The organism is Geobacillus lituanicus, assembly GCF_050994965.1.
GTDB classification, from domain to species: domain Bacteria; phylum Bacillota; class Bacilli; order Bacillales; family Anoxybacillaceae; genus Geobacillus; species Geobacillus stearothermophilus.
On record NZ_CP194773.1, the window covers coordinates 1,549,689 to 1,562,134 of the forward strand.

8 protein-coding genes and 2 pseudogenes are annotated in these 12,446 nt (G+C 52.8%); all 10 read left to right on the forward strand.

The window, feature by feature from the left end:
- The first annotated feature begins 24 nt into the window (after positions 1 to 24).
- The 10 genes and pseudogenes from ACR1UW_RS07860 (at position 25) to ACR1UW_RS07905 (ending at position 12,359) form a co-directional block, all read left to right on the forward strand.
- Positions 25 to 1,269, forward strand: coding sequence for a competence/damage-inducible protein A (locus ACR1UW_RS07860; protein WP_498935194.1), 1,245 nt, complete (start codon positions 25 to 27; stop codon positions 1,267 to 1,269).
- A gap of 177 nt (positions 1,270 to 1,446) precedes the next feature.
- Positions 1,447 to 1,815, forward strand: a pseudogene (locus tag ACR1UW_RS07865) (ATPase domain-containing protein); the annotation flags it as partial.
- 711 nt (positions 1,816 to 2,526) lie between these two features.
- A complete protein-coding gene (locus tag ACR1UW_RS07870; protein ID WP_498935195.1) occupies positions 2,527 to 4,434 on the forward strand; it encodes a group II intron reverse transcriptase in 1,908 nt (635 codons plus the stop codon).
- Positions 4,435 to 4,620: 186 nt separating this feature from the next.
- Positions 4,621 to 5,295: pseudogene (gene recA / locus ACR1UW_RS07875) on the forward strand (recombinase RecA); the annotation flags it as partial.
- Positions 5,296 to 5,727: 432 nt separating this feature from the next.
- Complete coding sequence (gene rny, locus ACR1UW_RS07880; RefSeq protein WP_033012175.1) at positions 5,728 to 7,284, forward strand: ribonuclease Y; 1,557 nt, start codon at positions 5,728 to 5,730, stop codon at positions 7,282 to 7,284.
- A 113-nt stretch (positions 7,285 to 7,397) separates the two neighbouring features.
- On the forward strand, positions 7,398 to 8,192 hold the full coding sequence (locus ACR1UW_RS07885) for a TIGR00282 family metallophosphoesterase (protein ID WP_033017459.1): 795 nt from the start codon (positions 7,398 to 7,400) through the stop codon (positions 8,190 to 8,192).
- A 128-nt stretch (positions 8,193 to 8,320) separates the two neighbouring features.
- The gene (gene spoVS, locus ACR1UW_RS07890; RefSeq protein WP_003251598.1) at positions 8,321 to 8,581 is read left to right on the forward strand and encodes a stage V sporulation protein SpoVS; all 261 of its coding nucleotides are present in this window, start codon (positions 8,321 to 8,323) and stop codon (positions 8,579 to 8,581) included.
- A 93-nt stretch (positions 8,582 to 8,674) separates the two neighbouring features.
- Positions 8,675 to 9,598: a dipeptidase gene (locus ACR1UW_RS07895; RefSeq protein ID WP_095859186.1), complete on the forward strand. Its 924-nt coding sequence runs from the start codon at positions 8,675 to 8,677 to the stop codon at positions 9,596 to 9,598.
- 155 nt (positions 9,599 to 9,753) lie between these two features.
- Positions 9,754 to 11,526 carry a 2-oxoacid:acceptor oxidoreductase subunit alpha gene (locus ACR1UW_RS07900; RefSeq protein ID WP_050368532.1) on the forward strand — a complete coding sequence of 591 codons (1,773 nt, stop codon included), beginning with the start codon at positions 9,754 to 9,756 and terminating at the stop codon, positions 11,524 to 11,526.
- Complete coding sequence (locus ACR1UW_RS07905) at positions 11,493 to 12,359, forward strand: 2-oxoacid:ferredoxin oxidoreductase subunit beta (protein WP_033012168.1); 867 nt, start codon at positions 11,493 to 11,495, stop codon at positions 12,357 to 12,359. Before ACR1UW_RS07900 ends, ACR1UW_RS07905 begins: the two co-directional genes overlap by 34 nt.
- The last annotated feature ends 87 nt before the right edge of the window (positions 12,360 to 12,446 follow it).

Here is a 12,446-nt window from a genome sequence, read left to right on the forward strand (position 1 = left end):
CGGCCGAAAAAGGGGGAACGTCTGTTGAACGCGGAGATCATTGCTGTTGGCTCCGAACTGCTGCTCGGGCAAATTGCCAATACAAACGCCCAGTTTTTGTCGCAGCAGCTCGCCGCCTTGGGCATTAACGTCTATTTCCATACGGTTGTCGGCGACAATGCCAGCCGCCTCGAACAGGCGGTGAAAATTGCGCAAACGCGGGCGGACTTGGTCATTTTTACCGGAGGACTCGGCCCGACGAAAGATGACCTGACGAAAGAAACGATCGCCCGCCTGCTCGGCCGCCGGCTTGTGACCGACGAGGAGGCGATGCGAGCGATTGAAGCGTTCTTTGCCCGCACGAATCGGCCGATGACGGAAAACAATAAAAAGCAGGCGCTCATCTTGGAAGGGGCGGCCGTGCTGAAAAACGAGCACGGCATGGCGCCGGGGATGGCGCTGACGGTCGATGGGATTACATACATGTTGCTGCCCGGACCGCCGAAGGAAATGCAGCCGATGTTTACGAAATACGGCGCAGCGTTTTTGCGCGGCGCTTTTTCGCTTTCCGAGCGCATCGAATCGCGCGTCCTCCGCTTTTTCGGCATCGGCGAGTCGGCGCTCGAGGCGGCGATCGCCGACTTGATCGACGCCCAGTCGAACCCGACGATCGCCCCGCTTGCAAACGACGGTGAGGTAACGCTCCGTCTGACGGCGAAACATCGGGATCAGGCGGAAGCCAAGCGGCTGCTCGACGAGGCGGAAGCCGCCATTTTGACGCGCGTCGGCCGTTATTGTTACGGGTATAATGATGAAACGCTGTTTACAAAGACATTGACACGGTTAAAAGAAAGAGGATGGACAATCGCTGCAGCGGAAAGCTTGACTGGAGGCATGTTCCTTGAAGAGCTGACAGCTGTGCCGGGGGCGTCGGCTGCTGTGCGCGGCGGCGTTGTCTGTTACACAAACGGCGTAAAAGAACACATCCTTGGTGTGCCGCGGCCGCTGCTGGAGACGGACGGAGCGGTGAGCGAGCCGTGCGCCCGTTTGCTTGCTGAAAACGTCCGCGCGATGTGCGATGCGGATATCGGCATCAGCTTCACCGGCGTCGCCGGACCCGATCCGCTTGAGGGCCACCCGCCCGGCACCGTGTATATCGGCATCGCCGTCCGCGGGCGCGATGCGACTGTCCACCGTCTGACGCTGTCCGGCACGCGTGATGCCATTCGCATCCGCACCGCCAAATACGGCTGTTTTTTTCTGCTTGAGATGCTCGCGGCCGACTGCTGATCGGCCGCCCCCTTCCTTCTCCATTCTCCACCGCACATCGTTTTTTCCACCGCATGAGTATGGCGATTGTTGCTAGTTTCTCCACCGAAAAAACGAATGGACGTTCGTTTTTTGCTTGGCAATGGCCGCAAAACGCGGTATAGTATAAGTAGTCCTAGAATAAGGAGGAGTAGGTTAGTGAACCAAGATCGTCAAGCTGCATTGGAGCAGGCATTAAAACAAATTGAACGACAGTTTGGCAAGGGGGCCATCATGAAGCTCGGCGAGCAAGTCGACCGCAAAGTGTCGGTCGTGCCGAGCGGTTCGCTGGCGCTCGACATCGCGTTAGGCGTCGGCGGCTATCCGCGCGGGCGGATTGTGGAAATTTACGGCCCGGAATCGTCTGGGAAAACGACCGTTGCCCTTCACGCGATCGCGGAAGTGCAAAAGCGGGGCGGGCAAGCAGCTTTCATCGACGCAGAGCATGCGCTCGATCCGATTTACGCACAAAAATTAGGGGTCAATATCGATGAGTTGCTGCTTTCCCAACCCGATACGGGCGAACAAGGTGCGTCACGTTTCCGTATAAGTGCGTAGGCACGAAAGCGGAGTCCGATGGGAACATCGGGACAACTCTACAGCTGAGTTGGAAGGTGAAATTCCTTCCCGTGGTGATAGTCCTATATCCACGAGCCTGAGACTCCTGCATGCATTCCGGTGCACCCTCACCGGGATGTATGAAGCCAGGTGAAGTCGTAACCCAAGTAGCCTAAGGCCGCAAAATGTGGCTATGGCGAAAGTGGTGCGGGGCTCCTTAAAAGACGCCTATGGTGACGAAAGGAACCTATGCGTGAAGCTCGGTTACCGGTGCTCCCTGAAAAGGGACCATACAGGACGAACCACCGTGTCTTGTTTGCGGTGTTTCCTTTAACCGGCTGGCTTAGTTCGGTTACTGCTCTGATGGGTAGCGGACGTTCCAATCAGAGGTCCTGCCGAGTAGAGTAGGCACCTAAGGGCGTTCAAAAGAAGGGATAGGCTGTAGGGAACGTGAGAGGCCCCCTAAGGAGGAGACAGGGCTGGTCGATGATATCTTAGGGGGAGTCAGCGGTTCCATAGTAATGATGAAGGAGCGCCGTTTGAACCCCAAAGGCAACGATGGGGGAGGAAAAAACGCTCCGGAGTGAAGGGAACCAGCCGGGGCGGCAAAGTATCTACATGTTACGGCAAGCAGGCTAATTCATGGCACTTCCACCCAGTATTATAAAAAGGGGAAAGGACATGAAGGTAAATAAACTTGTCGTAAAAAGCGAACAGGACTTGAGAAACTGCTTGGATCTTCTTTATCAAGAAGCTAAAAAGGGAAAACATTTTTACGGGATGCTTGAGTTGCTTCAAAATGATGTTGTCATTTTAGAAGCTATTCGCAATATTAAAAGCAATAAAGGCAGCAAAACGGCGGGGCTTGATCAGAAAATAGTAGATGATTATTTGCTTATGCCAACGGAAAAAGTTCTCAGGATGATAAAAACCAAACTCAACGATTATAGGCCTATACCGATGAGAAGATGCAACAAGCCCAGAGGAAATGCCAAAAGCTCAAAAAGAAAAGGCAATAGTCCGAATGAGGAAGGGGAAACGAGGTCCTTAGGAATATCCGCGGTGACGGATAGAATCATCCAAGAGATGCTCCGGATAGTGCTCGAGCCGATTTTCGAAGCCCAATTCTATCCGCACAGTTATGGGTTCAGACCGTATCGCTCCACCGAACATGCCTTAGCCTGGATGCTGAAAATCATCAACGGAAGCAAGCTGTATTGGGTTGTAAAAGGTGACATTGAAAGTTATTTTGATCACATCAATCATAAGAAGCTTCTGAACATCATGTGGAATATGGGCGTTAGGGATAAACGGGTACTATGCATCGTTAAGAAAATGCTGAAGGCGGGGCAAGTGATACAAGGTAAATTCTATCCAACCGCTAGGGGGATTCCTCAGGGAGGAATTATTAGCCCGTTGTTGGCTAATGTATATCTCAACAGCTTTGACTGGATGGTTGGCCAAGAATATGAGTATCACCCTAATAACGCAAACTATCGGGAAAAGAAAAACGCATTAGCGGCGTTAAGGAACAAGGGACATCATCCCGTCTTTTACATTCGTTATGCTGATGATTGGGTTATTCTTACGGATACGAAAGAATATGCGGAAAAAATAAGGGAGCAATGTAAGCAGTATTTAGCCTGTGAGTTGCACTTAACTCTATCGGATGAGAAAACGTTCATTGCAGATATCCGCGAACAACGGGTTAAGTTTCTTGGCTTTTGTATTGAGGCAGGAAAGCGGCGCTTTCATAAAAAAGGATTCGCCGCTAGAATGATTCCCGATATGGAAAAAGTCAATGCCAAGGTCAAAGAAATTAAGCGCGATATTCGATTGTTAAGAACGAGAAAATCGGAATTAGAGAAAGCCCTTGATATTGAAAACATTAACGCCAAAATTATAGGATTAGCCAATCATCTAAAAATAGGCATTTCCAAGTACATTATGGGCAAAGTAGATCGCGTCATTGAAGAGACAGCCTACCGCACCTGGGTTAAAATGTATGGGAAAGAAAAAGCGGCGCAATATAAAAGGCCTGTGTCAGAGTTTCACAATCGGATTGACAGACATAAAGGCTATCAAATGAAACATTTTTCTGTCGTCACAGAGGATGGCATAAGAGTAGGGATTACTCATGCAAAAATAACGCCTATACAGTATGCAACAGTATTCAAACAAGAAATGACCCCATACACTGCAGACGGCAGAAAAATGTATGAAGAAAAGCATAGAAAAATACGATTGCCAGATAAAATGAGTCTGTTTGATCACGATTCGATATTCATCTACATTTTATCTGAGCATAATGATGGGAAATATAATCTTGAATATTTCTTAAATAGGGTGAATGTATTTCACAGAGATAAAGGAAAATGCAAAATATGTGCTGTATACTTAAGTCCCGGTAACTTCCACTGCCATCATATTGACCCGAGTAAACCTTTAAGTGAGATCAATAAGACCGTTAATCTAGTTAGCTTATGCAACCAATGCCATAGGCTTGTCCATAGCAACCAAGAACCGCCGTTTACAGAACGAAAAATGATTGACAAACTAACGGAGTATAGGAACAAGCTGAAAATATAAAAGTTCTGTTCGCTGGAAAAATTGTAGGTGCTGCTGCCATGTCATCGCGAGGTGATATGGTGGAGAGATAGCCCAAACGGGGCTATCGAAGCTGTCCCGGTGGAACGCCGTGTGCGGGGAAACTCGCACGCACGGTGTGGGGTGGGGGAAAAGCCGGAGATTGCATCAAAGGCTTACCTATCACTATCGCTCGAAATCGCGGAAGCGCTCGTGCGAAGCGGCGCGGTCGATATTATCGTCATCGACTCGGTGGCGGCGCTTGTGCCGAAAGCGGAAATTGAAGGGGAGATGGGCGACGCCCATGTCGGCTTGCAAGCGCGGCTTATGTCCCAGGCGCTTCGCAAGCTGTCTGGCGCCATTAACAAATCGAAAACGATCGCCATCTTCATCAACCAAATTCGCGAAAAAGTCGGCGTCATGTTTGGCAATCCGGAAACGACGCCGGGCGGGCGGGCGCTCAAGTTTTACGCTTCCGTCCGCCTAGAGGTGCGCCGCGCCGAGCAAATTAAGCAAGGCAATGATATGGTCGGCAACAAGACGAAAATTAAAGTCGTCAAAAACAAAGTTGCGCCGCCATTTAAAACGGCTGACGTCGACATTATGTACGGCGAAGGCATTTCCCGCGAAGGGGAAATTCTCGACATGGCGTCCGAATTGGACATCGTGCAAAAAAGCGGTTCGTGGTATTCGTACAAAGACGAGCGGCTTGGCCAAGGGCGGGAAAACGCGAAGCAATTTTTGAAGGAAAACCCGCACATCGCCGATGAGATCGCCCGCGCCATCCGCAAACATTACGGCATCGATGATGGCGAAGCAGGCGGCGAACCGATGCAAGACGAATTTGGGCTGCTTGAGGAATAACAGACGGAAGGCGTCCTGGCATGGCTGGGGCGCCTTTTTCCTAGCTGCCGAAACGGAACGGCCATTCACGTCCCTTTGCAGGATATGCCGGAGGACGCCCGACTAACTTGCAGGCGGTTCTGTTTCTTTTCGCATTTTGCCAAAAAGAAGAGGCAGAGCAGAACGCTCTGTGTGCCGCGGCTTAAGAAGGGCTCCTGTGTAATATCTTGACAATTCCTACCGCCGCCTTTACAATGAACATGTATATTTGTCCATGTACACGGCAGGGTCGCGTGCCCGCCCGCAGCGGCGTACTGCTTGGATGCGGGGGCGCGTGGAAATGGCCAGGCAAACGACCAAGCCAATGGGTTGAAAACGGGAATGTCCATCTGCGTCGGACGATGGCGCGAAGAAGGCGCAAGGGAAAACGAAACAGCAAGAGGAGGTGAAACGATGGGTTCGATCATCATCTCCGCTTTGCTTGCCTTAGTCATTGGTGCCGTTGTTGGCTTTTTTGTTCGCAAATCGATTGCCGAAGCGAAAATCGGTGGCGCGAAAGCAGCTGCCGAGCAGCTGATTGAAGAGGCGAGACGCGAGGCGGACGCCTTGAAAAAAGAGGCGCTTCTCGAAGCGAAAGACGAGATTCATAAATTGCGGACGGAAGCGGAGCGCGACATCCGCGACCGGAGAAGCGAGCTCCAAAAACAAGAAAACCGCTTGATGCAAAAGGAGGAAAACCTCGATCGCAAAGATGAAGCGCTCAACAAACGCGAGGCGCTGCTTGAAGCGAAGGAAGAAGCGTTAAACGAAAGACAACAGCATATTGAACAAATGGAAAGCAAAGTGGAAGCGCTCGTAAAGCAGCAACAAACCGAACTCGAACGCATTTCCGGCCTGACGCGCGACGATGCGCGCCAGCTCATTTTGGAACGCGTTGAAAAAGAACTGTCCCATGAGATTGCCATGATGATCAAAGAGGCGGAAACGCGGGCGAAAGAGGAAGCGGACAAGCGGGCGAAAGCGATTTTGTCGCTGGCCATCCAGCGCTGTGCCGCCGACCATGTCGCCGAAACGACGGTGTCCGTCGTCAACTTGCCAAACGATGAAATGAAAGGGCGGATCATCGGGCGCGAAGGGCGGAACATTCGCACGCTTGAGACGCTGACTGGCATCGATTTAATTATCGATGATACGCCGGAAGCGGTGATTTTGTCCGGATTTGATCCGATTCGCCGCGAAACGGCGCGCATCGCGTTAGACAAGCTTGTGCAAGACGGACGCATCCACCCGGCGCGCATTGAAGAAATGGTGGAAAAGGCGCGCCGCGAAGTCGATGAGCACATTCGCGAAGTCGGTGAGCAGACGACGTTTGAAGTCGGCGTCCATGGCTTGCATCCGGATTTGATCAAAATTTTAGGGCGGCTGAAGTTCCGGACGAGCTACGGACAAAACGTCTTGAAACATTCGGTGGAAGTGGCGTTTTTAGCCGGACTGATGGCGGCCGAACTCGGAGAAGACGAAATGTTGGCGCGCCGGGCCGGCTTGCTTCATGATATCGGCAAGGCGATCGACCATGAGGTTGAAGGCAGCCACGTGGAGATCGGCGTCGAGCTGGCGACGAAGTACAAAGAACATCCCGTCGTCATCAACAGCATCGCCTCCCACCATGGCGACACCGAGCCGACATCGGTCATCGCGGTGCTTGTGGCGGCGGCGGATGCGCTCTCCGCAGCGCGGCCGGGAGCGCGCAGCGAGACGCTGGAAAACTATATTCGCCGCTTAGAGAAACTGGAGGAAATCGCGGAATCGTACGAAGGCGTGGAAAAATCGTACGCCATCCAGGCCGGCCGCGAAGTGCGCATCATGGTCAAGCCGGATATGATCGACGATTTGGAAGCGCACCGGTTGGCGCGTGACATCCGCAAACGGATTGAAGAAGAGCTCGACTACCCGGGCCATATTAAAGTGACCGTCATCCGTGAAACGCGCGCGGTCGAATATGCGAAATAAAGTGGCATCCTATTGCCACTTTATTTTTTTGTGCGTAAAATGAGAAAGTACAATGGATCCGCGCCACCTTTGAAGCGAAGCGCCATATTTTTTTGATTAGAAAGGGATCGATCATGAGAATCTTATTTATCGGCGATGTCGTCGGTTCGCCGGGGCAAAAAATGGTCGAGCATTATTTGCCGAAATTAAAAGAAAAACACCGTCCCGATATCGTCATCATCAACGGTGAAAACGCCGCCGGCGGGAAAGGGATCACCGAGCCGATTTACCGGGCGTTTTTGGCCCAAGGAGCCCATGTTGTGACATTAGGCAACCATGCGTGGGACAAGCGTGATATTTTTGAATTCATCGATCAGGCGAAGGCGCTCATCCGCCCGGCGAACTATCCGCCCGGCACACCGGGAAAAGGCATCGTCTACGTGCCGACCGAGCAAGGGGAGGCGGCGGTCATCAACTTGCAAGGGCGGACGTTTTTGCCGGCGATTGACTGTCCGTTTCAAAAAGCGGATGAATTGATTGCCGCTGCCTCGACGCGCACGTCGGTCATCATTGTTGATTTTCACGCTGAGGCGACAAGCGAAAAACAGGCGATGGGCTGGCACTTGGATGGGCGCGTGTCGGCCGTCATCGGCACGCATACGCACGTTCAGACGGCGGACAATCGCATTTTGCCGAAGGGTACGGCGTACATTACCGATGTCGGCATGACCGGCCCGTATGACGGCATTTTAGGGGTTGACCGCGACGCGGTGCTGCGCAAATTTTTAACCGGACTGCCGGTCCGGTTCGGCGTCAAGGAAGGACGAAGCCAGCTGAACGCGGTGCTTGTCGATGTTGATGGAAAAAGCGGGCGTGCGCTTGGCATTGAACGGTTGATCATTAATGACGACCACCCATATTTTGAATAATCGTTTTTTTAAAAATTTTAAAAACAAGCTTCTCCTCAGCAGGAATAGTTGTCGAAACAGTGAATATAGTTACAGTGAAGACATTTTACCGTAATCCATTTTTCAAGGGGACGAGGGAGGAGCTAGAAATGGAAATATTAAAAGTTTCAGCAAAGTCGAATCCGAACTCTGTAGCCGGTGCACTTGCCGGGGTGCTGCGCGAGCGCGGCGCGGCGGAAATTCAGGCGATTGGTGCAGGTGCATTGAACCAAGCCGTTAAGGCAGTAGCGATCGCACGAGGGTTTGTGGCACCAAGCGGCATGGACTTGATTTGCATTCCGGCGTTTACCGATATTATTATTGACGGAGAAGAGCGGACCGCCATTAAATTAATCGTCGAACCTCGTTAACTCGATGATGAGTCAATGGTAAAATATAACCTGTTGGCGCCTTCGCTGTAGAAGGCAGGCAGGTTATTTTTGCTTTTTTAAGGGGGAAAATGAATGATTTTCGATGCCCACTGTGATGCGCTCATGAAGCTATGGCAAGACCGGTCGTTGTCGTTTCACGATGGGGCGCCGCTTCATGTCACCTTTTCTGGCATGGCGGAAGCGGGAATAAAAGTGCAATGTTTTGCCATTTACGTGCCGGAAACCGTGCCGGAAGAAGCCCGGTTCACAGCGGCATTGGAGATGGTGGACATTTTCTTTGCCCGCATCGTCGAGGCGTTCCCGTCCGTCAAGTTTGTGCGGACGAAGCAGGATATCGCCGCACTGAAAGAAGGGGAAATTGGCGCGATGTTGACGCTCGAAGGATGCGACGCCATCGGTGCCAACCTTGTCAAGTTAAAGACGCTTCTTCGCCTCGGCGTCGCTTCTGTCGGCCTGACGTGGAACTTTCCAAACGCCGTCGCCGACGGGGCGTGGGAGAAGCGCGGCGCCGGCTTGACCGCGTTTGGCCGGCAAGTCGTCGAGCTGCTCAATGAAACAAAGCGGTGGGTCGATGTGTCCCATTTGTCGGAAAGAGCGTTTTGGGATGTGATCGAAACAGCCTGTTTTCCGATCGCTTCTCATTCGAACGCCCATCGCCTCTGCCCGCATCCGCGCAATCTGACGGACGAGCAGCTGAAAGCGCTGATTGAAAAAGACGGGATGATTGGCATCAATTTTGTCCCGTACTTTTTAACGAAGGACAAACGGAGAGCAACGATCGCCGATGTGCTTCGCCATCTTGACCATGTATGTGCGCTCGGAGGGGAAAACAACGTCGGGTTCGGCTCCGACTTTGACGGCATTACGGAAACGGTTTCCGGCCTTGAAACGGTGAAGCAATACGACCAGCTCGTCAATGAGTTGTACAAGCATTACTCCGCCGAACAAGCATCCCGCTTTTTATTCGGCAACTTCTACGCCCATTTACCGGAGTGACGAATATCACGGAGTATCGGATCTGCGTATCCTAAAATAGAAGACAGGGCATCCGCGGTGCCGGCTGAAAAAGGCGTTCAAAATGATAGTTTCCTTGTCAGAAAAGTGGTACAATAGTAGCGAAAGGCTGGAGTGAATATGAAGGGGTGTAATGCATGATCGAACAGCTGTCATGGAAGGTGGGCGGCCAGCAAGGGGAAGGAATTGAAAGTACAGGAGAAATTTTTTCCACCGCGCTGAACCGCCTCGGATATTACTTATATGGATACCGCCATTTTTCTTCACGCATCAAAGGGGGTCATACGAACAACAAAATCCGCGTCAGCACGAAGCCGGTGCGGGCGGTCGCAGACGATTTGGACATCTTGGTGGCGTTTGACCAAGAGACGATTGACTTCAACTTTCACGAGCTGCACAGCGGCGGCATCGTCATGGCGGACGCCAAGTTCAATCCGGTCATTCCGGAGCGGGAAGGGGTCGTCCTTTATGCCGTTCCGTTTACTGATATCGCCACAAGCCTTGGCAACTCGCTCATGAAAAACATGGTTGCCATCGGCGCGACGAGTGCAGTGCTCGGATTGGATCCGGCCGTGTTCGAAAGCGTTGTCGCGGACACGTTTGGCCGCAAAGGGGCGCAAGTCGTCGAGAAAAACATGGAAGCGATCCGCGCCGGAGCCGAATATATGAAAGAGCAGTTGGGCGGGCGCGCCGAACCTATGAAACTGGCAAAAGCGGACGGCAAACAGCGGATGTTCATGATCGGCAACGACGCGATCGCCTTGGGCGCCTTGGCCGGCGGGGCGCGCTTTATGGCGGCGTATCCGATCACCCCCGCCTCGGAAATTATGGAGTATTTAATTAAAAAGCTTCCGGATCTCGGCGGCACGGTCATCCAAACAGAAGACGAAATCGCCGCCTGCACGATGGCGATCGGCGCCAACTACGCCGGCGCCCGGGCGTTCACCGCTTCCGCTGGTCCGGGTCTGTCGCTCATGGCTGAAGCGATCGGCTTAGCCGGAATGACAGAAACGCCGCTTGTTGTGGTTGACACGCAGCGCGGCGGCCCGAGCACCGGCTTGCCGACGAAGCAAGAACAATCGGACTTGCTTGCGATGATTTACGGCACGCACGGGGAAATCCCGAAAATCGTCATGGCGCCAAGCACGGTCGAAGAAGCGTTTTATGACATGGCAGAAGCGTTCAACTTGGCTGAAGAATATCAGTGTCCGGTCATTTTCTTGTCGGATTTGCAGCTGTCGCTCGGCAAACAAACGGTCGAGCCGCTCGATTACGACCGGATCGAGATTCGCCGCGGCAAACTCGTCAGCGAGGAATTGCCGCCGCTTCCGGGCAAAGACAACTTCAAACGATATGAGGTGACGCCGGACGGCATTTCGCCGCGGGTGCTGCCGGGAACGAAACACGGCATCCACCACGTCACCGGGGTCGAGCATGCCGAAACGGGCCGCCCGTCGGAAACGGCAGCGAACCGCCGGACGCAAATGGAAAAGCGGCTGCGCAAACTCGAGCACATCCACTTCCCGACGCCGGTGCACAAACAACTCCGCCACGAAGAACCGGATTTGCTCCTTGTTGGCTTTTTATCGACGCGCGGAGCGATTGAGGAAGCGATCGAACGCCTCGAGCAGGACGGTGTTAAAGTCAACCATGCGCACATCCGCCTGCTTCATCCGTTCCCGGTTGACGACGTGCGGCCGCTTGTCGAAAAAGCGAAGCGGGTCGTCGTCGTTGAGCAAAACGCGACCGGGCAATTGGCAAGCTTGTTGAAAATGCATGTCGGGCATGCGGACAAAATCGCCAGCGTCTTGAAATTTGACGGCAATCCGTTTTTGCCGGGCGATGTCTATACTAAATGCAAGGAGTTGTTAGCACAATGGCCACCTTTAAAGATTTCCGCAATGATGTGAAGCCAAACTGGTGTCCGGGCTGCGGCGACTTTTCCGTTCAGGCCGCCATTCAGCGCGCCGCCGCCAACCTCGGTTTGGAGCCGCACGAACTCGCGGTCATTTCCGGGATCGGATGCTCCGGCCGCATTTCCGGCTACATTCATTCCTATGGGTTTCACGGCACGCACGGCCGCGCCTTGCCGCTCGCCCAAGGGGTGAAAATGGCGAACCGCAACTTGACGGTCATCGCCGCCGGCGGCGACGGCGATGGGTTTGCGATCGGCATGGGGCATACGGTTCATGCCATTCGCCGCAACATTGACATCACGTATATCGTCATGGACAACCAAATTTACGGGCTGACAAAAGGCCAAACATCGCCTCGCAGCGCCGCCGGGTTTCAAACGAAAAGTACGCCGCAAGGGTCGATCGAGCCGGCGTTGTCGCCGCTTGAAATCGCGTTAAGCGCCGGAGCGACGTTTGTGGCGCAAAGCTTTTCAAGCGACCTAAAAGAGTTGACAAGCTTAATTGAAGAAGGCATCAAACATAAAGGATTTTCCCTCATTAACGTCTTCAGCCCGTGCGTCACGTACAATAAAGTCAACACGTACGAATGGTTTAAAGAGCGGCTGGTGAAAGTGAGCGACATTGAAGGGTACGACCCGTCCGACCGGGCGATGGCGATGCAGACGGTGATGAAATACGACGGGCTTGTCACCGGGCTCATTTACCAAAATAAAGAGCAAAAATCATACCAAGAACTCGTCCCGGGCTACCGTGATACACCGCTTGCTGAAGCCGATTTGAAATTGAGCAAAGAAAAGTTTGCCGAGCTTGTAGCAGAGTTTATGTAACATATAGAAAGATTGGAAGTGATTCACACCCGATGAGGGCTTGCCTCATCGGGCGTTTTTTGTTATCATAACGCGTTCCGGACATCC